The 26,709-nt window shown below is 36.4% G+C and carries 25 protein-coding genes; 14 read left to right on the top strand and 11 right to left on the bottom strand.

The genetic code is table 11. The features are described 5' to 3' along the window. Nucleotides 1-16 precede the first annotated feature (16 nt). Nucleotides 17-514 (top strand): RidA family protein, encoded by a 498-nt coding sequence (locus tag GWI68_RS00685; protein WP_072068788.1) that lies wholly within the window; start codon nucleotides 17-19, stop codon nucleotides 512-514. Nucleotides 515-860: 346 nt separating this feature from the next. Beyond that, entirely contained in the window at nucleotides 861-1,937 is a 1,077-nt protein-coding gene (locus GWI68_RS00680; protein WP_166539098.1) for a Fic family protein, read from the top strand. A 63-nt stretch (nucleotides 1,938-2,000) separates the two neighbouring features. Here GWI68_RS00680 and GWI68_RS00675 read toward each other — a convergent pair whose 3' ends face one another. Continuing rightward, nucleotides 2,001-2,981, bottom strand: a complete 981-nt coding sequence (locus tag GWI68_RS00675; RefSeq protein ID WP_166539097.1) for a LacI family DNA-binding transcriptional regulator — start codon at nucleotides 2,979-2,981, stop codon at nucleotides 2,001-2,003. A gap of 216 nt (nucleotides 2,982-3,197) precedes the next feature. Between GWI68_RS00675 and GWI68_RS00670 the strand changes: the two genes are divergently transcribed. Beyond that, nucleotides 3,198-4,856 carry an alpha-glucosidase gene (locus GWI68_RS00670; protein WP_166539096.1) on the top strand — a complete coding sequence of 553 codons (1,659 nt, stop codon included), beginning with the start codon at nucleotides 3,198-3,200 and terminating at the stop codon, nucleotides 4,854-4,856. A gap of 59 nt (nucleotides 4,857-4,915) precedes the next feature. Here the strand turns inward: GWI68_RS00670 and mobB are convergent, their stop codons facing one another. Then, on the bottom strand, nucleotides 4,916-5,434 hold the full coding sequence (gene mobB, locus GWI68_RS00665) for a molybdopterin-guanine dinucleotide biosynthesis protein MobB (protein ID WP_166539095.1): 519 nt from the start codon (nucleotides 5,432-5,434) through the stop codon (nucleotides 4,916-4,918). Between the two features lie 5 nt (nucleotides 5,435-5,439). Then, entirely contained in the window at nucleotides 5,440-6,030 is a 591-nt protein-coding gene (gene mobA / locus GWI68_RS00660; protein WP_166539094.1) for a molybdenum cofactor guanylyltransferase MobA, read from the bottom strand. A 220-nt stretch (nucleotides 6,031-6,250) separates the two neighbouring features. Here mobA and GWI68_RS00655 point away from each other — a divergent pair, with 220 nt between their 5' ends. The 4 genes from GWI68_RS00655 to polA all read left to right on the top strand — a co-directional run bounded on the left by GWI68_RS00655 (nucleotide 6,251) and on the right by polA (nucleotide 11,613). Next, nucleotides 6,251-6,520: a YihD family protein gene (locus tag GWI68_RS00655; RefSeq protein WP_109408934.1), complete on the top strand. Its 270-nt coding sequence runs from the start codon at nucleotides 6,251-6,253 to the stop codon at nucleotides 6,518-6,520. Nucleotides 6,521-6,534: 14 nt separating this feature from the next. Beyond that, nucleotides 6,535-7,530, top strand: coding sequence for a serine/threonine protein kinase (locus GWI68_RS00650; RefSeq protein ID WP_166539093.1), 996 nt, complete (start codon nucleotides 6,535-6,537; stop codon nucleotides 7,528-7,530). A gap of 20 nt (nucleotides 7,531-7,550) precedes the next feature. Further along, on the top strand, nucleotides 7,551-8,174 hold the full coding sequence (dsbA, locus tag GWI68_RS00645) for a thiol:disulfide interchange protein DsbA (protein ID WP_109408932.1): 624 nt from the start codon (nucleotides 7,551-7,553) through the stop codon (nucleotides 8,172-8,174). A gap of 640 nt (nucleotides 8,175-8,814) precedes the next feature. Then, the gene (polA, locus tag GWI68_RS00640; protein ID WP_166539092.1) at nucleotides 8,815-11,613 is read left to right on the top strand and encodes a DNA polymerase I; all 2,799 of its coding nucleotides are present in this window, start codon (nucleotides 8,815-8,817) and stop codon (nucleotides 11,611-11,613) included. A gap of 53 nt (nucleotides 11,614-11,666) precedes the next feature. Here the strand turns inward: polA and GWI68_RS00635 are convergent, their stop codons facing one another. The 3 genes from GWI68_RS00635 to yihA all read right to left on the bottom strand — a co-directional run bounded on the left by GWI68_RS00635 (nucleotide 11,667) and on the right by yihA (nucleotide 13,928). Then, nucleotides 11,667-12,125: a hypothetical protein gene (locus GWI68_RS00635; RefSeq protein ID WP_166539091.1), complete on the bottom strand. Its 459-nt coding sequence runs from the start codon at nucleotides 12,123-12,125 to the stop codon at nucleotides 11,667-11,669. 167 nt (nucleotides 12,126-12,292) lie between these two features. Next, nucleotides 12,293-12,811, bottom strand: coding sequence for a peptide deformylase (gene def, locus GWI68_RS00630; protein WP_109408930.1), 519 nt, complete (start codon nucleotides 12,809-12,811; stop codon nucleotides 12,293-12,295). A gap of 484 nt (nucleotides 12,812-13,295) precedes the next feature. Beyond that, nucleotides 13,296-13,928, bottom strand: coding sequence for a ribosome biogenesis GTP-binding protein YihA/YsxC (gene yihA / locus GWI68_RS00625; RefSeq protein WP_109408929.1), 633 nt, complete (start codon nucleotides 13,926-13,928; stop codon nucleotides 13,296-13,298). A 270-nt stretch (nucleotides 13,929-14,198) separates the two neighbouring features. On the opposite strand from yihA, the gene ppiA reads away from it, so the two are divergent. From ppiA to GWI68_RS00610, 3 genes are all read left to right on the top strand, one after another. After that, on the top strand, nucleotides 14,199-14,768 hold the full coding sequence (gene ppiA / locus GWI68_RS00620) for a peptidylprolyl isomerase A (protein WP_072068777.1): 570 nt from the start codon (nucleotides 14,199-14,201) through the stop codon (nucleotides 14,766-14,768). 374 nt (nucleotides 14,769-15,142) lie between these two features. Further along, entirely contained in the window at nucleotides 15,143-15,718 is a 576-nt protein-coding gene (locus GWI68_RS00615; protein WP_036933913.1) for an aminodeoxychorismate synthase component II, read from the top strand. A 117-nt stretch (nucleotides 15,719-15,835) separates the two neighbouring features. Beyond that, nucleotides 15,836-17,050: an aspartate aminotransferase family protein gene (locus GWI68_RS00610; RefSeq protein WP_166539090.1), complete on the top strand. Its 1,215-nt coding sequence runs from the start codon at nucleotides 15,836-15,838 to the stop codon at nucleotides 17,048-17,050. A 95-nt stretch (nucleotides 17,051-17,145) separates the two neighbouring features. Here the strand turns inward: GWI68_RS00610 and crp are convergent, their stop codons facing one another. Beyond that, complete coding sequence (gene crp / locus GWI68_RS00605) at nucleotides 17,146-17,778, bottom strand: cAMP-activated global transcriptional regulator CRP (RefSeq protein ID WP_004246872.1); 633 nt, start codon at nucleotides 17,776-17,778, stop codon at nucleotides 17,146-17,148. A 313-nt stretch (nucleotides 17,779-18,091) separates the two neighbouring features. On the opposite strand from crp, the gene GWI68_RS00600 reads away from it, so the two are divergent. Beyond that, nucleotides 18,092-18,499 carry an OsmC family protein gene (locus tag GWI68_RS00600; protein WP_166539089.1) on the top strand — a complete coding sequence of 136 codons (408 nt, stop codon included), beginning with the start codon at nucleotides 18,092-18,094 and terminating at the stop codon, nucleotides 18,497-18,499. A gap of 88 nt (nucleotides 18,500-18,587) precedes the next feature. On the opposite strand, the gene GWI68_RS00595 is transcribed toward GWI68_RS00600, so the two are convergent. The 3 genes from GWI68_RS00595 to GWI68_RS00585 all read right to left on the bottom strand — a co-directional run bounded on the left by GWI68_RS00595 (nucleotide 18,588) and on the right by GWI68_RS00585 (nucleotide 20,718). After that, nucleotides 18,588-19,457 carry a phosphoribulokinase gene (locus GWI68_RS00595; protein WP_072068774.1) on the bottom strand — a complete coding sequence of 290 codons (870 nt, stop codon included), beginning with the start codon at nucleotides 19,455-19,457 and terminating at the stop codon, nucleotides 18,588-18,590. Between the two features lie 62 nt (nucleotides 19,458-19,519). Further along, nucleotides 19,520-19,741 carry a YheU family protein gene (locus GWI68_RS00590; protein WP_109408926.1) on the bottom strand — a complete coding sequence of 74 codons (222 nt, stop codon included), beginning with the start codon at nucleotides 19,739-19,741 and terminating at the stop codon, nucleotides 19,520-19,522. After that, entirely contained in the window at nucleotides 19,738-20,718 is a 981-nt protein-coding gene (locus GWI68_RS00585) for a hydrolase (protein WP_072068773.1), read from the bottom strand. Before GWI68_RS00585 ends, GWI68_RS00590 begins: the two co-directional genes overlap by 4 nt. A 99-nt stretch (nucleotides 20,719-20,817) precedes the next feature. Here GWI68_RS00585 and GWI68_RS00580 point away from each other — a divergent pair, with 99 nt between their 5' ends. From GWI68_RS00580 to GWI68_RS00570, 3 genes are all read left to right on the top strand, one after another. Next, nucleotides 20,818-21,423 (top strand): LysE family translocator, encoded by a 606-nt coding sequence (locus GWI68_RS00580; RefSeq protein WP_072068772.1) that lies wholly within the window; start codon nucleotides 20,818-20,820, stop codon nucleotides 21,421-21,423. 700 nt (nucleotides 21,424-22,123) lie between these two features. After that, nucleotides 22,124-22,984, top strand: coding sequence for an SIS domain-containing protein (locus GWI68_RS00575; protein WP_109408924.1), 861 nt, complete (start codon nucleotides 22,124-22,126; stop codon nucleotides 22,982-22,984). Nucleotides 22,985-23,133: 149 nt separating this feature from the next. Beyond that, nucleotides 23,134-24,678: a methyl-accepting chemotaxis protein gene (locus GWI68_RS00570; protein ID WP_166539088.1), complete on the top strand. Its 1,545-nt coding sequence runs from the start codon at nucleotides 23,134-23,136 to the stop codon at nucleotides 24,676-24,678. Between the two features lie 97 nt (nucleotides 24,679-24,775). Here GWI68_RS00570 and GWI68_RS00565 read toward each other — a convergent pair whose 3' ends face one another. Continuing rightward, a complete protein-coding gene (locus tag GWI68_RS00565) occupies nucleotides 24,776-26,518 on the bottom strand; it encodes a methyl-accepting chemotaxis protein (RefSeq protein ID WP_166539087.1) in 1,743 nt (580 codons plus the stop codon). Nucleotides 26,519-26,709 lie beyond the last annotated feature (191 nt).

Raw genomic sequence — 26,709 nt, 5'->3', positions numbered from 1 at the left:
ATTTTAAGGAGTTTTCATGCGCTATAAAAGTTTACTTGTTGCCCTGCCTTTTATTTTTGGTGTAGCAAGCGCAAATGCAGCGGAGAATGTTGTGCATCATAAATTAGACGGTATGCCTATTTCAGAAGCAGTTGAAATTAATGCAGGCAACAATCTGGTTTTCTTAAGTGGTAAAGTTCCTACTAAGAAATCAGCAAATGCACCAGAAGGTGAATTAGCTTCTTATGGTAATACAGAAGAACAAACCATTAATGTTCTAGAGCAAATCAAAACTAACTTGAATAATCTTGGTCTTGATATGAAAGACGTTGTTAAGATGCAAGTATTCTTAGTTGGTGGTGAAGAAAATAATGGCACTATGGATTTTAAAGGTTTCATGAACGGTTACTCTAAGTTCTATGATGCTTCAAAGACTGATCAACTACCAGCACGCTCAGCGTTCCAAGTTTATAAACTGGCGAACCCTGCATGGCGTGTAGAAATTGAAGTTATCGCTGTTCGTCCTGCAAAATAAGAACGAGAGCTTTTACTCAATTTCGACGTAAAACATCATCAAATAAAACGCCAAAGAAGGGTAACTTTCTTTGGCGTTTTATTATGATATCGATATGTTATGGCGATGTGTCGATAAAATGTGTTTTTATAAACATAATGGCGAAACATGTTTATGGTATCGACATGTTATGGTGATATGTCGATAAAACGTGTTTTTATAAACATAATAGCGTGACATGTTTATGGTATCGACATGTTATGGTGATATGTCGATAAAACGTGTTTTTATAAACATAATAGCGTGACATGTTTATGGTATCGACATATTATAGCTATATGTCGATATAAATGAGTTTTATAAACATATGAGTTGGTCTCCTAAAACACCCTATAACGATCTACCACTGTTACCACCAGATCTGGAACTCATTGAAACACGTGAAATATTAAAAGCGTGCATCAATGCGCGCTCAGCAATTGCTGAATTAAAAACAGCAGGAGAGTTAATTCCTGATCAGGAGTTATTGATAAATATCCTTCCAATATTGGAAGCAAAAGACTCTTCACGTATTGAAAACATTGTAACAACCAGTGATCAGCTTTTTCAGTATATTGATCATCAAGTCGGTGCTGATCCTGCAACTAAAGAAGCACTTCGTTATCGTACTGCTCTTTATGATGGTTATACTCATCTTGAAACTTATCCACTTTGTACCAACACAGCGATAGCAATTTGCACCAAATTACGCGCAATACAAACTGATATAAGAAAAACCCCTGGTACCGTATTACGTGATCAGAATAATCATGTGGTGTATACGCCACCAGAGGGTGAAGAGTCTATTCGTAATTTGCTGTCAAATTGGGAGCGTTTTATACACAATGAAGATGATTTAGACCCATTAGTAAAAATGGCTATTGCACATTATCAGTTTGAATGCATTCATCCATTCCCTGATGGGAACGGTAGAACAGGGCGAATACTTAATATTTTGTATTTAATTCAAAGCGGATTACTTACATTACCTATTCTTTATTTATCACGCTTTATCTTGGAAAAGCGTGATGATTACTACACGCTTTTACGTAAAGTAACCGAAGAAGGTGATTGGGGATCTTGGATACTATTTATGTTAAAGGCTGTTGAAAGTACATCTCAATGGACAACAAGTAAAATATTATCTATACGTAAACTTATGGAAGAAACAACTGATTATGTGTGTGAGAACCTTCCTAAAATATATACTTACGAGCTAATCCAAATTCTTTTTATGCAGCCATATTGCCGGATTGATCATCTTGTTCAACATGGTGTAGCTAAACGGCAAACAGCATCGATATATCTTAAACAGCTAGTTGAAATTGGTGTGTTGGAAGAAATGAGTGTTGGTCGTGAAAAGTTGTATCTCAATACCAAATTATTACAAGAGTTGAATCAATAATGTTTTTTATTGCCTCGATAACTTAGAGGCAATAAAGGAATAATTGATTTTATAATATATGCTTTAACTACTTTCACCTTGAATAAACTTCACTGGAATAACAGAGATTTTATCTGTTATTTCTTTATTCTCAATTAATGCACTAATCACTTCTACGCTTTTTTCAGCCAGTTGTTCAAAGGGCTGTTCAATACAAGTTAATTGGCGCAGTGTCTGATTTAGCCAAGGACTTCCATCGTAAGCAACGATTTTTAATTGTTCTGGAATGGTTATATTTCGTCTGGTTGCTTCATTAAATAATGCCATCGCAGGAATATCAGCAGCGAAAATAGCATCAATATTGGGATGCTGCGTCAGTATTCTTGTTGCAAAAGTATGGAAGTAATCTTTCTCTTCTTCTTTCCAATTTACTTTGCAGGGAATAGGTATAATACCTGATTGAAGAAGTGTTTCTTTAAAAGCTAAACAGCTTTGATAAGAAGGTGTTGAAGATAAATAGCTGGAATTATCTTCGATATAGAGTATTTTTTTGCAACTTTTTTGAATAAGGTGTTCTGCTGCTAATCGGCCACCAGTATAGTGATCAGAACAAACCAACGGAATATCACGAAGATGGCGGTCAAGTGTGACTACTGGTTTTTGAATATGCTGATATTCATTGTCATCCAATAGTAGATATTCTGCAATAATACCGTCAATCTGGCCTCGTTTGAGCATATCAAAAAATATACGTTCGCGTACTTTGCTATTTTGTGTAGCACATAACATCATGCTATAACCCTTTTCGGCGAGTTTATTTTCGATAAAACGAGTCACTGTCGCAAAATAAGGGTACTCAAGGCTATTAATAATGACGCCAACAACTGCACTCTTTTGTTGATATAAATTTCTTAGCCAAGTATCTGGAATATAATCTAATTCCTCTACTGCTTTCTTTATTTTTTCTCGTGCAACTTGAGACACATAACCACTGTTATTTAGTGCTCTTGAAACAGTGCTTGCGGCGACATTAGCTTTTTTTGCGACATCACGGATCCCGGCCATTGAATATGCTGTTGCTCCTTTCAATTAGTTGATTGTCTAATATATCTTAATCTGATTAAGACAAACCCCTCTTTAATGAGGTAATTGTGTTTTTTTAGTATGAGCTATTTCACATTTTAGTATGTTAATTACCTTATCCGCTATTTTAGTGCTTATAGTATCTTATATTAAATATGGAACAGTTCCATATATATTAATTACCTTAGTGAGGTGAATATGTCTAATAATTGGTGGAAAGAAGCCGTGGTCTATCAAATTTATCCCAAAAGCTATTACGATAGTAATGGTGATGGTATTGGAGATTTAGCAGGGATCACTGAAAAATTAGATTATATTCAATCACTAGGCACGAATGTTATTTGGCTATGCCCTATTTTTAGATCGCCTATGAAAGACAACGGTTATGATATTGCTGATTATTCCGTTGTTGATCCTATTTTTGGTGATAACAAGGCATTGGATAAACTGATCAGTGAGGCTAAAAAACGTGATATTAAAATTCTATTAGATTTAGTATTAAATCACTCTTCAGATGAACATCCTTGGTTTAAATCGGCAATCGAAGATCCTAATAGCCCTTATGCGGATTATTATATTTTTAAACAATGGAATAAACCGACTCCGCCTAATAATTTACGTACTTATTTTGACTGCTCTGTTTGGAGCCGAGTAGGAAATACTGACCGATGGTATTTTAATTCGTTTGGTCCAGAGCAACCGGACTTAAATTGGGAAAATCCACAATTACGTAAAGATATTATCGATATGATAAATGCCTGGATAAAAAAAGGTGTTGCTGGATTTCGTATTGATGCGATTGGTAATTTAAAAAAATCCCCTGAAGCCTTATCTGAATATCAATTTGAACCTGATAAAGATGATGGTTCTGCTTCTTTAGTGCCTTGGGTTTTGAATCAACCAGGAATTGATAAGTTTTTAACTGAATTAGTTGAGAATACTTTTAAGCCTGCGAACAGTATGACAGTTGCAGAAATTGATGTTCCAGAAAAAGATTTACGTGCTTATGTCGGCGAGAATGGTTATTTCTCTATGGTATTTGATTTTAGCATTGCCGATTTGGATATTCGCAATGAAAAGCCATTTACAATTAACCCAATTACCGGTGAAAGATTAAAACCTGTATTTATCAAAAGCCAATTAGATACTCAAAGAGTAGGGTGGGGAGCGCCTTATTTAGAAAATCACGATCAACCTCGTTCATTAAATAAATTTCTCCCTAAAGGTGCTATTAACCCCATTAGTGCCAAAATGTTAGCAACATTTTTATTAACGCAACGGGGCACGCCTTTTATTTATCAAGGGCAAGAGATTGGCATGACAAATTGCTCAATGACATTGGAAGAACATGACGATTTACATGTATTTAAATTACATGAATGGGGCAAGAAATTAGGTTATAGCGATAAGCAAATTATTGAATATTTTAATGAACGCAGTCGTGATAATTCAAGAACACCTTTCCAATGGAATAGTGAGATCAATGGGGGCTTTAGTACAGGCAAACCATGGTTAAAAGTTAATCCTAACTATACGCAGATTAATGCAGAGCAAGAGACTAAAGATAAGCACTCTCTTTTCGCTTATTACCAACAATTAATTGCATTAAGACGACATTCAGAGATCAGCGATATTTTGATTTATGGAGAGTTTTTACCATTAAATTCACCAGAAAATGTGATTGCTTTTAAGCGTACTTATGAAGGCAACTCCGTCAATATTTACTGTAATTTTAGTGGTGAGAAAAAGTCATTAACACTTAAAGTAAAACAGGCATATCTGCATAACAGCCCAATAGTTGAAGATGAAAAAGGAAATCTTATACTTCAACCTTATCAGGCTATTATTTTTGCTTAATTTTCTTTATCTAATTGAAAACAAAGCGCCTTTATAGGGCGCTTTATTATTTGTGATTTTTATTTTGTGCTCTTTAGCCAATCTGCAATAAATTCTGCGATAGCCTCAGGTGCGTTGATATCTAGTAGTGGAAAATCGATACTTAAATCACAATCACTGGCGACGGCAATAACGTGCTCATCAAGTAAATCATTAAAATCACGCTCGTTGATATGGCGATAAAGTGCAATTTTAGGAATGGTTTCGCCTTTAAATCCTTCGACTAAGATTAAATCTAGTTTACTCGTATCAAAACGAGATGCGAGGTAATACAAATCTAATTCTGGTAGTTCTGGAGTTTCTGTCATTAATGCCCAACGTTGTTGGCTTGCGACTAATGTCTGGTCGGCGCCTGCTTTTCTAAGCTCGTAGCTGTCTTTTCCGGGTTTATCTACATCCATATCATGATGAGTATGTTTGATCATCCCCACACGAATTTCTCTTTTGCGTAATTGTGGAATAAGCTGTTTTAGTAGTGTCGTTTTACCAGTTCCACTCCACGCCGTGATCCCTAAAAGGGGTAAATCTACTTGTGCCATATTTTTCAGTCCTGTTTTTTTAATTGGTTGGCTTTTTTAATATCGTCAGGGGTATTTAAATTAATAAAAGCATTTGCTTGATCCGCGAATAAAACAGAATGTGCATTTATCTGCTTCATAAACAACATTAATTTTCGATCACCTTGTGCTAAATAGGCTTCTAGCATAGGAATAATGCTACGATTTAATAGTGCTAGTGTAGGGTGCTCTCTTTCACCATCATCAACATAAACAGCCAAAGACTCTCCTTTTTGTTCATAGAGAGTTTCAACCAAATTGAGTGGAAAATAAGGCACATCACAAGGCACAAAGGCAACCCAAGGTGTGGATGCTTGTTTTAATAGTGTTAGCATACCGGCCAAGGGGCCGGAAAACCCTTCTATTTCATCAGTAATAACAGGATATTGGCTCTGGCGATATTGCTCTAGATTTCGATTAGCACTAATCAATATGCTATCAACTTGAGGTGCTAGTTTTTGGGCAATATGGAGGTATAAAGGTTGTCCATGTAGAATTTGTAGCCCTTTATCCGCGCCACCCATTCGAGTTGCTTGGCCTCCAGCGAGTATACCACCTGTAATATTCTTCTTTTTCATATTCAATATTTGTGAATAAATTGGCTAAAATTTACGAACGATTTTTATCAAGCAAAGACGATATACTAATAAAAAGTCTCGGCTTAGTGAGATTTCATGTAAAGCAACAGCAATTTTTATCAAAAAAGCGTAATCTTTACGCATATTGACAGAGGTTTCCTTTTTCTATCAGATAATAATTGGTACTTTGTTGTTGTCATTAATAATAAGGATTTTTTGTATGAAATGTCACCGTCTTAATGAAGTTATGGAATTACTGCATCCAGTTTGGGAAGAGAATTCTGATTTAAACTTAATTCAATTATTGCAGAAACTGGCTAATGAAGCGGGTTTTAAAGGTCAATTATCTGATCTGACTGATGATATTTTGATTTACCATCTGAAAATGCGAGGTTCAGCACCGACAGATGTTATACCTGGGCTAAAAAAAGATTACGAAGAAGATTTTAAAACCGCTATTTTACGCGCCCGTGGTGTAATTAAAGATTAAGTTCAGGATAGAAAATGGAAATATCTGCCTCATTTAATTTTCAGGGACTTTCACCTGATAACATTTGGGATGCACTAGTTAAAATTGGTTTTTATCCTGAATCAGGGTTAACTGAATTAAATAGTTATGAAAATCGTGTTTTTCAATTTATGGATGAACATAGACAGCGTTATGTGGTGAAATTTTATCGCCCTCAGCGTTGGTCATATGAGCAAATAAAAGAAGAACATGAATTTGTTTTAGCATTAAAGGAAGCTCAAGTATCAGTTGCAGCCCCTTTAATCATACATAATGAGACAGTCCATCTTTCTGATGACGGGTTTTATTTTGCATTATTTCCTAGTATTGGTGGAAGGGCATATGAAACGGATAACTTATTTCAACTAGAAGAAGTAGGACGCACATTAGGGCGCATTCATCAAATAGGTAGAAAAAAGAGTTATCAGTATCGCCCAACCCTTTCTATTGCAGAATATCTGATGGCACCAAAATTAGAATTTGAAAATAGTGCATTAATTCCTAATAGCCTCAGGCCTCAGTTTATTGAGGTGATTGATAAACTTATTCATGAAGTGAGTTCTCGAATAGAAGACTCCACATGGCAAATATTACGACTACATGGGGATTGCCATCCCGGTAATATATTGTGGCGTGATGAAGTTGTAATGGTTGATTTTGATGACTCTCGAATGGGAGCCGCAATACAAGACTTCTGGATGTTATTAAATGGTTCAAAGCAAGAGCAAATTATACAATTAGATACAATCCTTGAGTCTTATTATGAATACCAAGATTTTGATTTACGAGAATTGTCATTAATTGAACCACTAAGAGCGATGAGAATGGTGCATTATCTCGCATGGGTATTAAAGCGCTGGAATGATCCGGCCTTTCCAAGAGCTTTTATTTGGTTTCAAGAACAAGATTTTTGGTTTAAACAATTAGCCTTATTCAAGGGACAAGTGGAGCAGTTAAATGAGCCTCCTTTACAACTTAGCCCAATGTATTAATTCTTAGGAGACGATGAAACATGAAAAAGATTTGGTTGGCGTTAGCAAGTATGGTGTTAGCATTCAGCGTGTCTGCTGCAGATATTTCTGAAGGCAAACAATATACTAATCTTTCCAAAACTGTCAATGCAGCGCCGGATGTTGTTGAGTTTTTCTCTTTTTATTGCCCACATTGTTACCAGTTTTCTGAAGTCTATAAAGTCAATAGCACTGTTGAAAAGAACGCACCAGAAAATACCAATATTGTTCGTTATCATGTTGATTTTTTAGGGCCTTTAGGTAAAGATTTGACCCGTTCTTGGGCTGTAGCAATGGCATTAGGTGTTGAAGATCAAGTTTCTCCTGCTTTATTTAAAGGTATTCAAGAAACTCAATCTATTCGTTCTGTTGATGATATCCGCAATACTTTTATTAATGCAGGCGTTAAAGGTGAAGACTACGATGCGGCAATGAATAGCTTCGTCGTCAATTCCTTAGTGAGCCAACAACAAAATGCTGTCGCTGATTTCCAAATTAATGGTGTGCCAGCCATGATCGTTGGTGGTAAATACAAGATGAAAAATGATGGCATTAGCGCTAAATCACCAGAAGAATATGCGAAAACATATTCTGATATTGTGAATCAGTTATTGTTAAAAAAATAATATAGGCTTAATTCTTTCTTATATGGATTAAGTAAAAATATATAGTTTTTATATGAAAAATAGCACTCAGTAAATAAGAGTGCTATTTTTTTTGCTTTCATAAAATTGTCATAATATAACTATCCACATTAATGAAAAATGTTTTTATTAATTTATAATATCTTAATGAATTCGCTAAGTGATTGATTTTTTAATTGTGTTAATAAAGTGAAAAGAAAGGTAACTTATTAATATAGAGAGAATTAAAAAACTACTCACAGAGTTATCCACAGGTTATTGTGAGGTTCGTTGGATAGTTGAAATCTTAATGGGAAAAAAGTGACACTAATATGAACGTTAATATTAATGATGAATCAATGACACTATCCTAAATCGTTTTTAAACAAAGTTGTAAATGTGATTTTTAGCCTTTATTTTTAATTAAGAATAGATTAACAGAAAAGGCTTTTGCTTAAAGTTTGTTTTAATTAATATTAAGTTATCATTATCACTTATTCTTTTCGGTTAAGTTCTGCTAACAATAAATAATTGACTCTTTACGCCGAATTTCCACATTAAAGAACAGGTAATATTCGTCTATTGGGCTGTGATGTGGCATTCTAGTCATATCAACGAACCTCAGAACAATGATGAACAGATTATGGTCCAGATAGCAGAAAACCCCTTTATCCTTGTAGATGGCTCCTCATATCTTTATCGTGCCTATCATGCTTTTCCACCGCTAACTAATAGCCAAGGTGAACCAACTGGTGCGATGTATGGTGTGTTGAACATGTTACGTAGTCTGATAATTCAGTATAAACCAAGCCATGTTGCGGTTGTGTTTGACGCTAAAGGTAAAACATTCCGTGATGAATTGTATGAGGAATATAAATCTAACCGTCCTCCAATGCCGGATGATTTACGTGAGCAAATAGCACCTTTACATGAAATGGTACAGGCAATGGGTTTACCTTTGCTATCTATTTCAGGTGTGGAAGCAGACGATGTCATTGGAACACTGGCACTAAAAGCAGCTGCTGACGGACGTGATGTCCTAATAAGTACAGGTGATAAAGATATGGCGCAGTTAGTGACGCCAAAGATCACGCTTATTAACACTATGACTAACGTTATTTTAGGTCCTGATGAAGTCAAAGAAAAATATGGCGTTCCTCCTGAACTGATTATTGATTTCCTCGCATTAATGGGAGATTCATCAGATAACATTCCAGGTGTCCCTGGTGTCGGTGAGAAAACAGCATTAGGGCTTTTACAAGGAATTGGGAGTTTAGACGATATTTATCAACAGCTTGATAATATTGCAACGTTAAGTTTCCGTGGTGCTAAAACACTTGGCGCTAAAATGGCTGAGCATGAGAAAGTGGCAAAACTTTCTTATAAACTGGCAACGATTAAAACGGATGTTGAACTCGATAAAACGTTTGATGATTTAGTGGTTAATGAGCCAAATTTAGATCAATTATTAGAGATGTTCACGCGTTATGAATTTAAACGCTGGATAAGTGATCTTCAAAATGGTGGCTGGTTAGCACAGCGTAGCACTCATAAAGTTGCGGTGCCTTATACCTCTGAAGTCGCAAAACCCAAAGAAGCATCTATATCGGCTAATTTCCCTGTGATCACACAAGAAAATTATGAGGCGATATTAACGCATGAAAGCTTAGCACACTGGGTGGAGCTTCTTAAAAAAGCCCCCGCATTTGCATTCGATACAGAAACTGACAGCTTAAATAATATTGATGCACGTTTAATTGGCATGTCGTTTGCGATTGAGCCAGGCAAAGCAGCTTATATTCCGTTACGTCATGAGTATTTAGATGCGCCAGACCAACTTCCTCTGGATGATGTTCTGACAGCATTAAAGCCTATTTTAGAAGATAAAAATATCTTAAAGATTGGGCAAAACTTGAAATTTGACCGTGGCATTATGGAAAATGAAGGTATCGAATTAAATGGTATCCATTTTGATACGATGTTGGAATCTTATGTATTAAATAGTGTCAGTAATCGACATGATATGGATACTTTGGCTGAAAAGCATTTAAACCATAAAACCACAACATTTGAAGAAATTGCGGGTAAAGGTAAAGGGCAACTGACTTTCAATCAAATTGAAGTTGAACAAGCAACGCTATATGCAGCTGAAGATGCCGATATCACTTTATTACTTCATCAAGCTCTGTATCCTCAAATAGAAGCTATTGAACCACTTAAACATGTTTACCGCGATATTGAGATGCCATTAGTCCCTGTGCTTTCTAGAATGGAACGCAAAGGAGTATTAATTGATGCTCAAGTTTTAGCAGTTCAATCTCAAGAAATTACACAACGTTTAGCTGAAATTGAAAAAGAGACGTTTGCGTTAGCTGGGCAAGAATTTAATCTCTCTTCACCTAAACAGTTACAAGAAATCTTATTTGATAAACTGCAATTACCTGTTATCAAGAAAACCCCGAAAGGGGCGCCATCGACTAATGAAGAAGTATTAGAAGAGTTAGCGCATAGTCATGAATTACCACGTTTAATTTTAGAACATCGCGGACTTGCGAAACTAAAATCTACCTATACTGATAAATTACCATTAATGGTGAATAGTAAGACAAAGCGTGTACATACTTCTTATCATCAAGCAGTGACCGCAACAGGTCGTTTATCATCACGGGATCCTAATCTTCAAAATATTCCAGTGAGAAATGAAGAAGGACGCCGTATTCGCCAAGCCTTTATTGCGCGTGAAGGATTTAAAATTGTTGCAGCCGACTATTCACAGATTGAATTGCGGATTATGGCACATTTATCGCAAGACAAAGGTTTGTTAGATGCTTTTGCTCAAGGTAAAGATATTCACCGTGCAACCGCATCTGAAGTGTTTGGCATACCTTTAGAGGAAGTAACCTCTGAACAGCGCCGTAGTGCGAAAGCGATCAACTTTGGTCTTATTTATGGCATGAGCGCATTTGGCTTATCTCAACAAATTGGTGTTGAGAGAAGAGAAGCTCAACGCTATATGGATCTCTATTTTGAGCGTTATCCAGGCGTATTGGATTATATGGAGCGCACACGTAAACAAGCTTCTGAGCAAGGCTATGTTGAAACGTTAGATGGTCGTCGCCTCTATTTACCAGAAATTAATTCGAAGAATGCAATTCGTCGTAAAGCTTCAGAACGTGAGGCTATTAATGCACCAATGCAAGGTACTGCTGCTGATATCATCAAAAAAGCGATGATTGCAGTAGATCATTGGATTTGTAATGAATGCCCTGATGATGTGCATATGATCATGCAAGTACACGATGAATTAGTGTTTGAAGTGCGAGAGTCTTATTTAGAGAAAGCAAACACCATGATCCACAAATTGATGGAAGGTAGTATGGAATTAGCTATCCCATTAAAAGTCGAAGTGGGTGTGGGTAATAACTGGGATGAAGCACATTAATTTTTAAATATTATTCTTTAATAGAAAGGGCACAGGATTGTGCCCTTTCTTGTTTAAGCTTTAGTGTCAGAAGTTAGCTCTGACTCTTCAAATTCAATAAAATCTTCGTGCAAACCTTGGATCAGCCTGTCTGTTGTTGTGCCTTTGTCATCAAGTTCCATCAAAGACCAACCTACGTTGTCATTAACATCATAAAGATAGCCTTCATCAAGCATATCAATTACCTTGCCAATAATTGATTTACCATAGGAATGGAGTAATTCCTTAAGTTCTTGTTTATCAAGTTGGGGGGCTAGTTTTTGATATACATCGTTGGCTTTATCAGAGTAAATATCCATTTCATTGATATTTCCCTCAACATCACGATAGATATCGGTGAGTCCTTTTAACACAAGGAAGCGTGCAAACTGTGGAATATTTTCTTGTAATTCACTATTTGCCCATGATTTGGGATTTGTTGCACCAGCTGCTTTGAGTTGTTCACATAAATCCATAAATTGACTATTTTCCATTTTTACCTCAATTGATGTGCTAATAAGCTTTATATTTATTGTATAAGTGATGGTGAGAAAACAGCGATAATTTATCTGTATTAGGTAGAAAAAAGAAAAGCTCGGTTAATTACCGAGCTTTTTTATGTCAAAACTTATCAAAATGTGAAAAAGAGATAAGTGAATAATTAAGCAACTTGTGAATCGATCAGTTTGCTTAATTTCTTCTGTTTTTTCTCAATACGTTGACGTTTTAACGGAGACAAATGGTCAATAAAGAGTTTGCCATCAAGATGGTCTAACTCATGTTGAATACAGCCTGCAAATAAATCAGAGGCTTCAAGTTCAATTTCATCACCATTTCTATCTAATGCTTTCACCTTTAAGAAGCGGTAACGCTCTGTTGGGGCAAAAGAATCTGGAATAGATAGACACCCATCCATCATATCCATCACTTCATCTTCAGTGCTGATAATTTCAGGATTGATTAGGGCAATCGGTTGATCTCGGTTTTCAGAAACATCAATAACAACAATGCGTTTAGATACATTAACCTGAGGTGCCGCTAAGCCAATACCTCGTTCTGCGTACATGGTTTCAATCATGTCGTCGATTAATGTGCGTATTTCGTTATCTACTTTTTCCACTGGTGCTGCAACTCTGCGCAGACGCTCATCAGGAAAACGCAGCAGCGTTAATACAGCCATGGATACCTCATTTTATCGCTAATTACATATTTACTACGGTCTCGCGGTAAGCGTATCACAAAATCATTAAGGATAAACCGCACCTTTTGTGTGATTTGTTCTATTTTTAATCATATTCATGTAAGTGATTAAAGTCTCATAATTATGTAATTAAACTACATTTATTTATGATTTGAATACATAAACACATAGCTGAATCGTGTCTGCATGTGAAAAAAAATTACAAAAGGGCTTTTATTAACCAATAAAATAGAGTACATTATCTCTCGTAGGGTACAGAGGTAAGATGTTCTATCTTTCAGACCTTTTACTTCACGTAATCGGATTTAGCTGAATATTAGCTGCCCCAGTCGACTTTATTTCGACTGGGGCATTTTTTTGTCTAAAATTTGCTGAAGTGGTTTGTGCTAGAAGTGAAAGGGGAAAGGTGATTTTCCCCTAATCAATAAAAGATCAGTCAGTTTTGGGTGGGAAAAAGAAGAGATTAAACGTTATTGTCGTTTACAGGCGCTTCTTCTTTGCCTGAATACCATTCATTAAGTGTGTTACGTAGCTTATCAATACCAATTTTTTTCAATGATGAAAAATATTCGATACGAATATCACCAACTTTACTTGCTAGTGCATCACGTACACTCATCAATTGTTGTTTACGGGCACCAGATGCCAGCTTATCGGCTTTAGTCAGTAAGACGAGTGTAGGGAGTTCAGACTCAACTGCCCAGTCAATCATTTGCATATCGAGATCTTTTAATGGATGACGAATATCCATTAAAATAACTACGCCTTTTAAGCACTCTCTTTTTTGTAAGTACTCACCTAAAGAACGTTGCCATTTGCGCTTCATTTCTTCAGGAACTTGAGCATAACCGTAGCCAGGTAAATCGACTAAGCGTAAACCCTCTTCAATTTGAAAGAGGTTGATTAATTGAGTACGGCCTGGGGTTTTACTGGTTCTTGCTAACCCATTTTGTTGGGTTAAGGCATTTAAAGCACTGGATTTACCGGCATTAGAGCGACCCGCAAAGGCAATTTCAATCCCTGTATCTGGTGGTAAATGGCGGATATCAGGCGCACTGATGATGAAATGTGCTTTTTGGTAATTAAATTGGGCCATTATGGTATAAACCTCTCTGAAATAATGCGGCTTCTCATGCATACTCATTTCAATTCTGCATGAGAAAGAATATCTAAAATATCTATTTGCTCTATTTTGGCGCAATTTAATGACTTATAACAGAGCTTAAAAATTAAAATTTACTCTGTTATGACGTAATTAGACTTATTGAGCGTAAATAAAGGTAAATGATTGGCACTATTTACCTCAGCGAATTAGAATCGCTGCATATTAAGTAAGTTGTAGACTATTAAAGTAAAGGATCCCTGCATGTTAAAACGTTTTCTTGTCACCTTCGTTACCGCTTGCACTTTAACAACAGCGACTTTTGCAATGGCAACGGGAGAAACCTTCGTTAAATTAGTCACCTCTGAAGGCAATATTGAAATATCACTGGATAATAAAAAAGCCCCAATAACAACGAAAAATTTTATTCAGTATGTCGAAGATGGATACTATAACGGCACAACTTTTCATCGTGTTATCCCCGGTTTTATGGTTCAAGGCGGTGGTTTCACTGCTGATTTGCAACAAAAGCAGACCAGAGCGCCAATTAAAAATGAAGCAGATAATGGGTTACGTAATGTAAAAGGCTCTATTGCTATGGCACGTACGTCGGATAAAGACAGTGCAACCAGTCAATTCTTTATTAATGTGGCTGATAATGCCTTTTTAGATCACGGTCAACGTGATTTTGGTTATGCCGTATTTGGTAAAGTGGTAAAGGGTATGGATGTGGTTGATAAAATTTCACAAGCTCAAACCCGCAATATTGGCCCTTACCAAAATGTGCCAGTAAAAACGGTTACTATTTTATCTGCTGAAGTCGTAAAAGAATAAACGCATTATTAGGATAGGGTATTTACGTATTCTGATAAGATAAAATACATATAAACCGGAGTGAAAGTATTCATTCCGGGGTTTTTAGTACGAAAAAAATATTTTTTATCGTCTGTTTTTTCGTGTGATCTCCTGCAATAAGTATTCATTACACTATTAATCACTGTATTCATCATCAATTACCGTCATTATTGTTATTGCGCAATAAATCAGCAGATTTTCTTGCTTACTATTCATATTTTATACCTGTGCTATGATAATCGGCTTTGTTGTACCCAAGTCGGTTAAACAACGAGCTATTTTGGCAAATATACACTCGCTTTAAAATAGTAATAAAATAGATAATGATAAGAAAATCAGTCGGATAGGCTAATATGCTGTTACTTATTGATAATTACGACTCGTTTACCTACAATCTCTATCAGTATTTCTGTGAATTGGGTGCTGAGGTTGTTGTTAAGCGTAACGATGAGATTGGACTTAAAGAGATAGAAAAGATGATGCCAGCACATCTTGTTATCTCGCCAGGACCTTGTACTCCTGATGAAGCCGGGATCTCTCTTGAGGCTATACAGCGGTTTGCAGGTGAAATTCCTATTCTTGGCGTTTGTCTTGGACATCAAGCAATAGGGCAAGCTTTTGGTGCATCTGTTATTAGAGCACGAGAAGTTATGCATGGTAAAAATTCATTGATACATCATAACCAACAAGGCGTTTTTAAAGGACTTAATCGTCCTTTAAGTGTAACGCGCTATCACTCTTTAGTGATAGATGCTACGACGTTACCTGTGCCTTTTGAAGTAACGGCATGGAGCCAACATGATGGAAATGTTGATGAAATTATGGGAATTCGCCATCGTACACTTCCAATTGAAGGGGTTCAATTTCACCCAGAAAGTATTTTAAGTGAACAAGGGCATGAGTTATTAAATAATTTTCTTAAATATTAATAAGATAGTATTTAAATAGCGAAATAACGCCTTTTTATACAAAACCACATTTGATTTTTTATTCATATTTAGTGATTATATTTTCACATTGAAGATGAATAACGATCAGGTGGGGTAATGACAAAGCAAAGCATCAACCGGGCAACTTACGATCAAGTAATGTTGCCAATTTATTCACCCGCAGAATTTATTCCTGTTAAAGGGGTGGGAAGTCGAGTTTGGGATCAGCAAGGAAAATCTTATATTGATTTTGCTGGTGGTATTGCTGTATTGGCATTAGGACATGCTCATCCTGCACTGAATCAAGCATTGAAAGAACAAAGTGAGCAACTCTGGCATGTGAGTAATATTTTTACAAATGAGCCTGCACTGCGTTTAGCACAAAAATTAATTGATAATACATTTGCAGAGCGTGTCTTTTTTGCTAATTCAGGCGCTGAAGCGAATGAAGCTGCATTTAAATTAGCTCGCCATTATGCGATCACTCGTCATAGTCCTTATAAAACCAAAATTATTGCTTTTCACCATGCCTTCCATGGTCGAACTCTGTTCACTGTATCTGTAGGAGGACAGCCTAAATATGCAGATGGGTTTGGCCCAAAACCTGCCGATATCGTACACGTTCCTTTTAATGATTTAGATGCCGTGAAAGCGGTTATTGATGATCATACATGTGCCGTTGTACTAGAACCAGTACAAGGTGAAGGCGGTGTAACAGCTGCTACTCCTGAATTTATGAGGGGGCTACGTGAGTTGTGCGATAAACATCAAGCATTACTTGTTCTTGATGAGGTACAAACGGGTATGGGGCGTACAGGTAAGCTTTTTGCTTATATGAATTACGATGTAACTCCCGATATTATTACTACGGCAAAGGCGCTAGGAAGTGGTTTTCCACTCAGTGCGATGTTAACGACACAAGAGATAGCGTCGGTAATGGGAGTAGGAACTCATGGTACAACTTATGGTGGTAATCCATTAGCGTGTGCAGTGGGTAATGTTGCATTTGATTTAATCAATACACCAGAGGTACTTGAGGGTGTAGAAAAGCGCTATCAGTGGATTGTAGACGAGCTCACGGCAATAAACCAAACCTACAACGTCTTTTCGCAAATCCGTGGGCAAGGATTATTGATTGGTGCACAACTTGCACCACAATATGAAGGCAAAGCGAAAATACTATTAGGGTTAGCTGCAAAACATGGGTTAATGATGTTAAATGCAGGGGCTGATGTTATGCGTTTTACGCCATCATTAATTATTACCCAAGAAGAATTACAAGAAGGAATGGCGGCATTAAAAGCAGCTATTGCGGAGTTTGTAAAAGAGTAGTCCTTATTATAAACCCCATCACAAGAATGGGGTTTATACAGATTTTTTATCAATAGCCCTTTGTATCGGGCTATTGTTTGTTCGGGCAGGGAAACTTAGCGAGTCCCGTAAACGACGATTGTTTTACCGTGTGCAGAGATCAGGTTTTGATCTTCTAGCATTTTAAGAATACGGCCTACAGTTTCGCGTGAACAACCAACAATTTGACCGATTTCCTGACGTGTAATTTTAATTTGCATGCCATCAGGATGCGTCATAGCATCGGGTTGTTTTGCTAAGTTTAGTAAGGTTTGTGCAATACGACCTGTTACATCAAGGAAAGCAAGGTTACCTACTTTTTCTGATGTGGTTTGTAATCTGTTCGCCATTTGAGCTGACAGGCGCATCAGAATATCAGGGTTGACCTGAATTAATTGGCGGAATTTTTTATAGGAAATTTCTGCTACTTCACAGGCTGTTTTTGCTCTAACCCATGCACTACGTTCTTGATCTTCTTCAAATAATCCAAGTTCACCGATGAAATCCCCCTGATTCAGGTAGGAGAGGATCATTTCTTTCCCTTCTTCATCTTTAATAAGAACAGCCACGGAACCTTTAACAATATAATAAAGTGTTTCCGCTTTCTCACCTTGGTGGATCAGCGTGCTCTTGGATGGATATTTGTGAATATGGCAGTGTGACAAAAACCATTCAAGAGTCGGGTCTGTTTGCGGCTTGCCGAGAACCATTCGCGTTATCCTCTGTACGTTAAATGCAGCCATTCAAAACGGATAGACTCCCTTTTGAGACAGCGTGCTTAAAAATCCTATCTTGACCTATTAACTTCCTGAGAACACGGTAAGTTAATATGGAGTAGATTATAATAAATGAGAAAATAATGCATTGATCTTAACCACTATCATCAAGCAGATATTGTTTTTAACACAATTAGTGCATTAAGTCTCGTTTTACGCAGTCAGCATAATAAACCTATTTGCTAATTGCTAGTTGAATTATGAGAATGTACTCTTTTAGTTTCTGTCATGTTTAGGGGGAAAATAAATGGAAGCACGAGTTAAGTGGGTTGAAGATTTATCTTTTGTTGGTGAGTCTTCATCAGGTCATCAAATAATGATGGATGGGAACTCTGGCGATAAAGCACCAAGCCCAATGGAAATGGTCTTAATTGCTGCGGGTGGATGCAGTGCGATTGATGTCGTTAGTATTTTACGCAAAGGGCGACATCAAGTCACTGATTGTGAAGTGAAATTAACATCAGAGCGTCGAGAAGAAGCTCCACGTTTATTTACTGATATCAATTTACATTTTATTGTTTCAGGTAAAGAACTCACAGATAAAATTGTTGAACGAGCAGTTCAATTATCTGCAGAAAAATATTGTTCCGTCTCTTTAATGTTAGGAAAAGCAGCTAATATTACACATTCATTCGAAATAAAAAACGCTGAATAAATTTGATATTTTAAAATAAAGTTTAATTTAGAAATAATATCCCTTAATAAAGGGGATATTATTTTTATAAAAATAGATTTTATTTTTGTTAACTGATCTTTTCGCCATTTAATAATTTTTTGACTAATGGCGCCATAATTAACTCCATCGCTAATCCTAATTTTCCACCAGGCACCACAATTGTATTTATTGTTGACATAAATGAGCCATGCAACATTGCAAGTAAATAAGGAAAATCAATATCCGTTAAGCCTCTAAAGCGAATAACAATAAAACTTTCATCAAGAGTTGGGATAGCTTTAGCTGAGAATGGGTTTGATGTATCGACAGTAGGGACTCGTTGAAAGTTGATGTGAGTACGCGAAAATTGCGGAATGATATAGTTAATATAATCATCCATAGAACGCACCACTGAATCTCTTACGGCTTCTTGTGAGTGGCCCCGTTCGGTTGTGTCTCGGATAAGTTTTTGTATCCACTCAAGGTTAACGATAGGAACTACACCCACTAGTAAATCAACATGCTGTGCGACATCGTGTTCATCAGTGACAACACCTCCGTGTAATCCTTCATAAAAGAGTACATCGGTATTATTGGGTAATGATTCCCATGGTGTAAAAGTCCCTGGTAATTGGTTGTAGGGCGTTGCTTCATCATAAGAGTGCAAATATTTACGTGATTGGCCTTGTCCTGTTTCACTATAATGGCTGAATGTGGAACTCAGTAGGCTAAAATCATTTGCTTCAGGGCCAAAATAGCTAATATGTCGCCCTTGTTCTTTGGCTTTTCTTATCGCCATGTCCATTTCAGGGCGAGTATAACGATGAAAACTATCCCCATCAATTAAAGCAGAATGTGCATTAAGTTGCTGGAATATCTTACGAAAAGCTTGGCTCGTGGTAGTCGTTCCTGCTCCACTTGAGCCAGTAACCGCGATGATAGGATGTTTGACTGACATAGGTTATCCTTTTGCAAAATAAGGTTAGCCCTTATTGGTGGCGATATTTCGCTCTGGAGTGATTAATCAGAGCGAAATTGCGATGCAGGCATAATATTGACGCTTTCATGAAGTTCTGACCAAACTAATACGGCTTCACCGGATTTAAGTTGTTTTTTTACGTCGGCGACTTTTTGTTCAAGCGTTTTCTCTTGGATACCATAATCAGTGCCTTCTCGTAAAACGAAACTTTCAATAAGATTGTCTAGAGTCTCTGAGGAAAGTTCGTTCCAAGGTATTATCATTTGGTTTTCTCCAAATAAGCGGATAACCAGTCAGGTATCCGATTTTCAAGCCACATCACGGGTTTAGAAAGCTTGCCACTGACAAAACCTACATGCCCGCCAAATTCAGTAAGTTGATACTCAATATTATTGGGTAGTGTTGTGATATCAGGAATAACATCCGCAGACATAAAAGGATCATCTTTAGCGTGAATGATCAGTGTCGTTTTCTTTATTTTATTTAATAAAGGCAAAGCACTACATTGACGATAGTAATCTAGGGCATCTTTGAATCCATGAATTTTAGAGGTAATTAGATCGTCAAATTGGCGTAGCTTTTTGATGGACTTTATCGTCAACAAACTAATTGGCAATGATTCAGGATAGCGGATCAACTTGCGTGTCGCGTTATTTTTTAGTCCTTTTAATAGATACCATTGATAAAAACGGGAAAAGCCATGCTCAATTTTAGCTGAACAAGGCTCTAACATTAATGGTGCTGATACAATAACAGCGGCATCTACAACGGCATTTTCACCACTTTCAGCAAGGTAATAAGCGAGCATGTTACCTCCAAGAGAGTAGCCGACGGCAGCTGTTGGCTGTTCACCAAATTCCTTTTTTAGCCAATTTAAAAAGTAGCGAGCATCTTCGGTTTCACCTGAGTGATAGATGCGTTTTTGTCTATTGGGCTCACCACTGCATCCTCTAAAATGCATTACAACACTTAACCAGCCTCTCTCTTTTGCTGCTGATAACATGCCATGAACATAAGGACTGCTAAAGCTTCCTTCTAAACCATGAAAGATCACTAACCTTGGCTTATCGAGCGCCATTTTGGGATCTTCACTCCATGCCAAATCGACAAAATCATTATCAGGAAGGTTTAGTCGTTGCCAGTAAGGCGTTAATAGTGGTGTTCTACGCACTATTCTTGGTAAAAGCGTTTGTAAATGTGGATTTTTAGCCCAACGCATTGGATTAAAGTATTGAGACATATTTTCCGTCTATCAAAATGAATTAACACTTGTTTGCTAAATAACATACTGCTATTTTCGGTGAAAATAAAACATCTGTCACATCTTTGAGCACTCGCCATGACAATTAGCCTTATTTTTTCTTTAACTATTTTCCTGTTTATTGCCGCTATCACACCAGGGCCCAACAACTTATTACTTACTTCATCAGGTGCTAATGTCGGTTTTAAAGGCTCATTAAAGCTTATGGCGGGTATTATGCTGGGAATGCAATGTGTTTTACTTAGCTCGGCATTTGGTGTGGCTGCATTACTGATTATTTATCCTGCATTGCATATAGGATTAAAGATAATCGGAAGTGCATACTTACTTTGGCTTGCTTGGAAAACAGCGACATCATCTTATCAGCGTTTAGATATCCCAGCAAAAACGCCACAAGCAGTAAGTTGGTTTCAAGGTGGATTATTACAATTTCTCAATCCTAAAGCGTGGATGATGGGATTAGGGGCAGTTGGAAGTTTTAGTTTATCTGGTGATGCCTATTTTAGTTCAATTATTGCGATGAGCATTGTGATGGTGATAGTGAATTTTGTCGCAGGGATTGTTTGGATTTTAGGGGGAACCTTAATCAGCTTATTTTTACAAAGCAGAAGATCCTGGTTTATTTTTAATATTTCAATGGGATTATTAACAGCGCTCTGTGTTCCTTTGATTTGGATTGAATAAATAACTATAAATCAATAAGTAACTTAATTATTTTGATTTAAATAATGCTTTTTTAAGTTTGGTTGATATGATTGTTCTAAATTTTCATCCAAAAAAGAGTATTAATCTAGTGAAAGAGAGATCTATGATCGCCTGTTATCATAGGTATTTATGTTAAAGTGCTCTTTTATATAAGGTGAGAATAAGAATTCCTCATTTCATATAAACGTGATTATTTAACGTTTTCATTTATCTGAATTTATACTTTAAAATGAAAAATAATTCTCGCGGCTAGGAATTATTTATTCCTGTTTACTGTTTGTAATTAAAGAGAATTTTATTGTACATATGTTTTTAGTGTGTTCTTTAATTGTTATAACTTAATTAGAGCGTTTAAAAACGCAATATTATTGAATATATATAGATTGAATTTATATTCTCTTATTGACCAAAAAGAATAAATTATTATTAAAGATTGGAAAAAAATAAATTAATTATTATAGAATATCGTGGTTAATGAACAAATGCAGATAGAAAAGATAATTATAAAACTATTATAAGAGTAAGTATTTTAATAATAACATTATTTTTTATAATTTATTGTTTATGTTCTTTTTTTATTGATTTTAATCTGAAAACCTAAATAATTTTAGGTATCAAACTCTTTATCAAGAATGATCCCAAATATAACGATATAGTACTCGAAGTGGATATTGTCATTATGCCAACATTAACAAAAATTGCTTGGATCAAGCCAGGTATGGCTACAAATCAGCGTAAAATAGCAGATTATATTTTAGATAACCCTGAAAAAACGGTGACACTTTCATCACAGCAATTAGCTGTAATTACGGGCGTCAGTCAGTCTGCGATTGTTAAGTTTAGTCAAAAAATAGGATTCAAAGGTTTTCCATCTTTGAAACTTGCAATAAGTGAAGAGCTAGGCCGAAAAAATGCAGGTACAGGGCAAAACGCTAGTATATTACATAATCAAATAGGTTCTGATGATAGTTTAGTTGTTATTGCACAAAAACTGGCGCAAGAAAAAAATAATTCTATTAGTGATACAACTCGCCAAATTAATTATTTTCATTTTGAAAAGGTGATCCAGCTTATTGATGAAGCTCAACGCGTTCAAATTATAGGTATTGGCGGTTCTGGGTTGGTGGCTAGAGATTTAAGTTATAAATTACAAAAAATCGGTATCACTACACTTATTGAAACGGATCATCATGTCCAAATATCTGTTGCCCAAATGTTAAGTCCAAAAGACTTACAAATAGTTATTTCTTATAGTGGAAAAAGAAAAGACATGTTAGTGGCAGCCTCTGTTGCTAAAAAACAGGGGGCAAAAATTATTGCTATTACAGGAGAAAAACACTCTCCATTAGGAAAGATCTCTGATTATATATTAGAAACAATTGCGGATGAGGGGGAGTGGAGGAGTGCTTCAATCTCATCTCGTACTGCACAAAATACAATAACAGATCTTATTTTCATGGCGTTATTAAAGAAACGTGATGAATGTGCGAAGACATTAGTGTTAAGTTCTCAGGCATTAATTAACAGTCTAGATAATTAAAAATTTTGAACTGATTCAAAAAATTAATATTTAAAGGTAGGTATTTACACTTATTACTAAAGTTATTCTCCCAACGGCCGAAACGATAGTTATTTAGGCAGTGTTTTTTTGTTGAGATGTTTTAATTTCAATATCGAGGAGAGTAACTAATGCGTAACAATCAACCGGTGACACAGCGAGAATACCCGGTATCTGAAAACGCAACACTGATGTCGACGACAGATCTTGATGGCAATATTATTTATGCCAACGAGGACTTCGTCGAGGCCAGTGGGTTTTCAGTAGAGGAACTAGTGGGAAAACCCCATAACATTGTCAGGCATCCCGATATCCCTTCAGACGTTTTTAAGGATATGTGGAAAACCTTAAAACAAGGCGAAGTTTGGACAGGGATTGTTAAAAATAGACGTAAAAATGGCGATCACTATTGGGTAAGGGCCAATATCACGCCTATTATTCGTCAAGGCAAAATTCAAAGTTTTATGTCGGTCAGAACCTGTGCACAAAAAGAGGAAATAGCACAAGCCTCAACACTTTATGATGCATTTAATCAAGGTAAATATCCTTCTCACACCTTTTTAAAAGGTGCTTTTGTTTATAAAGGATGGCAACGTTGGCGCTCATGGAATCAAACTATTTCATTAAAAAAACGCCTTCGCCTTTTTATTCTATTCCCTCTACCGTTTATGTTGTTAAGTGCATGGTTTTCTGGCTTATCCGGCTATGCTCTTTTGATGCATGTTGTCGTTTTACTATTATTACTCATGGCAAATGAACGAATTTTGTATTTTCAAATTGTTAAGCCCATCATTCAATTAAATAAACATGCTAATCGAGTTGCAACAGGAGATGAACATAACGTTGCTTACCTTAATCGTATTGATGAAATTGGGATGACTCAGCGTTCAGTTAATCAGTTAGGCCGAATGTTCCGTTGGTTAGTGAATGATGTAAGTCATCAAATTCATCAAGTCGATATTTCTTGTGATCAACTAGCTGCGGGTAATCGTGATTTATATGTAAGAACGGAACAGACAGCCAGTAATGTTGAAGCAACAGCATCTACGATGAATGAGCTGACTACGGCGGTAAGTAGTAATAGTGAAACTGCGGGGCAGGCAAATAACCTTTCTAATATCACCTGTGATGCAGCGATAAAGGGAGGCAATGCAATGGATAATATTGCCAATACTATGAATGATATTGCGAAAAGTTCAGAGCGGATCAGCAATATCATTGGTGTAATTGATAGTATTGCTTTTCAAACCAATATCCTTGCATTGAATGCATCAGTAGAAGCTGCTAGAGCTGGTGAGCAAGGGCGTGGTTTTTCTGTGGTGGCGACTGAAGTGAGAGAATTGGCACAACGCAGTGCGGAAGCGGCAAAAGAGATCAAAAAATTGATTAGTGCTTCAAGTAGTAATATCAAAGTCGGTTCAAAACAAGTCAATGAGACGGTCAGTACGATGGAGGATATTGTCGTACATGTCAAAAATGTGACCGATTTAATTGGTGAAATTAGCCTTGCCTCATCAGAACAAAGTGCGGGATTAAAGGAGCTAGGTCGTGCAGTTGAAAAACTGGAATCAATTACGCATGAAAATGCTAATTATGTTTCTAAGGCTTCAATGATTTCAGGTGAAATGAAAGTACAAACTAATTACTTAGTCAGTGCAATTAATGTATTTCATTAAGTTGTAATTATTAGAAAATAAAAGAAAAAGACACCTACTAAAAATAGGTGTCTTTGCGTTTATCTAAATTCTATTTTAATCATGATAAAACGATGATTTAAAAGCTTGTCCAATCATCGTCTTCATCATTTTTGACAGATGTTCCTTTCACGAAACTCTTCTCTTTTATGTCATCCTTGGTGGTGTTTTTTATTTTTTCTTCTTTGGGGGGCAGTGACTTTTCAGAAGAGAATGATTTTTCGATTATGTTATGTTGTGATTTTTTATTGTATTGCTCACTTTCAGCAGTTTTAAATTGCTCAACGATCTGTTCAAGATTGCCTGCTTCTTCGGTTAGTAAACTGGCAACAGAGGAGGATTGTTCAACCATAGCAGCATTTTGTTGGGTGGCTTTATCCATTTCAGTAACCGCAAGAGAGACTTGGGTTATACCGCGAGTTTGTTCTTCAGATGCCGATAAAATTTCTGTCATTGAGTCTTCAACATGTTTTACAGATGTCAGTATTTCACCCATAGAAATGCTAACTTGTTCAACAAGATCATTACCATGACGAACTCGACTTATTGAGGCATCAATTAATTCTTTAATTTCCTTCGCTGCTTCAGCACTACGCTGTGCCAATTCTCTCACTTCAGTTGCCACCACAGAAAAACCACGCCCTTGCTCTCCGGCTCTAGCAGCCTCAACGGCCGCATTTAAGGAGAGAATATTGGTTTGAAAGGCAATACTGTTGATAACGGCGGTGATCTCGCCAATCTTTTGTGAGCTGTCGGCAATATCCGTCATGGTTTTCACCATTCGATTAGTGACATCGCCCCCTTTACTGGCAATATTTGATGTTTGATTGATGAGATGTGAAACTTCACGAGCGCTTTCTGTATTGTTTCTCACTGTTGCTGTGAGTTGTTCCATACTAGATGCAGTTTCTTCTAATGCGCTAGCTTGTTCTTCAGTACGGCAAGAAAGATCGGTATTTCCTGCCGATAATTCTTGAACACCCGTGTAAATATGATGACTTGTTCCTCGAATAGCATTCACAATTAATGAGAGTTCAGTGCGCATATACTGAATACCCGTAATTAATTGGTCAATTTCATTATTTCCTTTTGCTGTGATGTCTTTATTTTCTAATAAATTTCCTTGTGAAATTTCTGACATATAATCCACGATTTGATTGATACGTAAAACAATATTTCGACGTATCCAAAGTACAACAAGAACCGTAAAAAGAATAAAAATAAACATAAAAACAAACGCTAAAATTAACGTACGTTCGTAATTACCTTGCGCAGCTTGTGTTGCATGAGTCACCACGTTATCACTGAGGTAATCTGTTGCTTCATAGAGGGATTGAGTAAAACGCTCATTGGTATTATGAGCATAAAGAGATTGAAAGCCGTAGTAATCTCGAATTTCTAAGCATGAGACAAGCTGATCAAGATCGTAAATAACACGATTAAAAAGCTTTTTCATACTTTCTATTTTTTCAGGATCAAAGTTGGCATTGGTTGCAGAAGTAAAATACGAGGTAATAATACGTGTAATTTCTTGTTTTCGTTGTGGGTAAGTGGAAAGAAAGTGGGTAATTTTATCTTCTGCAATGTCAGGAGTGAGATGAGCTTCAAACATAACATTAAGCATATCTTCACGTAATTTATTTAACTCCGCATAACCATAATCCATCGTTTTTATCTGTTCAAAGCCATTTGCTAATTGTGAGATCCGCTTATTTGTTAAACTCGCATCACGGATACTCATTGCACCAGAGAAAAGTTGAATAGTGCAAAACAGTATTAAAATAAACATTAAGCCATTAGATATTTTTATTCGTTTCAGCATAGCCTTACCTATTTAATTGATTTGTAGGACACACAGCAAGGAGCGATAACTATTTATCAATTAAACTTATTCGGCTTAATATTTAAAAACTTTATTGTTTCTACTCTATTTAATAGTAAAGACGACTTATATTTCTTTTTTTAGCTTTGTTTATCAGCTAATAGCTAAAATATTCTAATGATATATATAAA

The organism is Proteus sp. G2669 (assembly GCF_009915245.1).
Taxonomy (GTDB): Bacteria; Pseudomonadota; Gammaproteobacteria; order Enterobacterales; family Enterobacteriaceae; genus Proteus.
This window is presented reverse-complemented; position numbering and strand designations above follow the sequence as displayed.

Coding starts and splice junctions, on each gene's coding strand:
- GWI68_RS00685 (WP_072068788.1), top strand. CDS start 17: ATGCGCTATAAAAGTTTACTTGTTGCCCTGCCTTTTATTTTTGGTGTA.
- GWI68_RS00680 (WP_166539098.1), top strand. CDS start 861: ATGAGTTGGTCTCCTAAAACACCCTATAACGATCTACCACTGTTACCA.
- GWI68_RS00675 (WP_166539097.1), bottom strand. CDS start 2,981: ATGGCCGGGATCCGTGATGTCGCAAAAAAAGCTAATGTCGCCGCAAGC.
- GWI68_RS00670 (WP_166539096.1), top strand. CDS start 3,198: ATGTCTAATAATTGGTGGAAAGAAGCCGTGGTCTATCAAATTTATCCC.
- mobB (WP_166539095.1), bottom strand. CDS start 5,434: ATGGCACAAGTAGATTTACCCCTTTTAGGGATCACGGCGTGGAGTGGA.
- mobA (WP_166539094.1), bottom strand. CDS start 6,030: ATGAAAAAGAAGAATATTACAGGTGGTATACTCGCTGGAGGCCAAGCA.
- GWI68_RS00655 (WP_109408934.1), top strand. CDS start 6,251: ATGAAATGTCACCGTCTTAATGAAGTTATGGAATTACTGCATCCAGTT.
- GWI68_RS00650 (WP_166539093.1), top strand. CDS start 6,535: ATGGAAATATCTGCCTCATTTAATTTTCAGGGACTTTCACCTGATAAC.
- dsbA (WP_109408932.1), top strand. CDS start 7,551: ATGAAAAAGATTTGGTTGGCGTTAGCAAGTATGGTGTTAGCATTCAGC.
- polA (WP_166539092.1), top strand. CDS start 8,815: ATGGTCCAGATAGCAGAAAACCCCTTTATCCTTGTAGATGGCTCCTCA.
- GWI68_RS00635 (WP_166539091.1), bottom strand. CDS start 12,125: ATGGAAAATAGTCAATTTATGGATTTATGTGAACAACTCAAAGCAGCT.
- def (WP_109408930.1), bottom strand. CDS start 12,811: ATGGCTGTATTAACGCTGCTGCGTTTTCCTGATGAGCGTCTGCGCAGA.
- yihA (WP_109408929.1), bottom strand. CDS start 13,928: ATGGCCCAATTTAATTACCAAAAAGCACATTTCATCATCAGTGCGCCT.
- ppiA (WP_072068777.1), top strand. CDS start 14,199: ATGTTAAAACGTTTTCTTGTCACCTTCGTTACCGCTTGCACTTTAACA.
- GWI68_RS00615 (WP_036933913.1), top strand. CDS start 15,143: ATGCTGTTACTTATTGATAATTACGACTCGTTTACCTACAATCTCTAT.
- GWI68_RS00610 (WP_166539090.1), top strand. CDS start 15,836: ATGACAAAGCAAAGCATCAACCGGGCAACTTACGATCAAGTAATGTTG.
- crp (WP_004246872.1), bottom strand. CDS start 17,778: ATGGTTCTCGGCAAGCCGCAAACAGACCCGACTCTTGAATGGTTTTTG.
- GWI68_RS00600 (WP_166539089.1), top strand. CDS start 18,092: ATGGAAGCACGAGTTAAGTGGGTTGAAGATTTATCTTTTGTTGGTGAG.
- GWI68_RS00595 (WP_072068774.1), bottom strand. CDS start 19,457: ATGTCAGTCAAACATCCTATCATCGCGGTTACTGGCTCAAGTGGAGCA.
- GWI68_RS00590 (WP_109408926.1), bottom strand. CDS start 19,741: ATGATAATACCTTGGAACGAACTTTCCTCAGAGACTCTAGACAATCTT.
- GWI68_RS00585 (WP_072068773.1), bottom strand. CDS start 20,718: ATGTCTCAATACTTTAATCCAATGCGTTGGGCTAAAAATCCACATTTA.
- GWI68_RS00580 (WP_072068772.1), top strand. CDS start 20,818: ATGACAATTAGCCTTATTTTTTCTTTAACTATTTTCCTGTTTATTGCC.
- GWI68_RS00575 (WP_109408924.1), top strand. CDS start 22,124: ATGCCAACATTAACAAAAATTGCTTGGATCAAGCCAGGTATGGCTACA.
- GWI68_RS00570 (WP_166539088.1), top strand. CDS start 23,134: ATGCGTAACAATCAACCGGTGACACAGCGAGAATACCCGGTATCTGAA.
- GWI68_RS00565 (WP_166539087.1), bottom strand. CDS start 26,518: ATGCTGAAACGAATAAAAATATCTAATGGCTTAATGTTTATTTTAATA.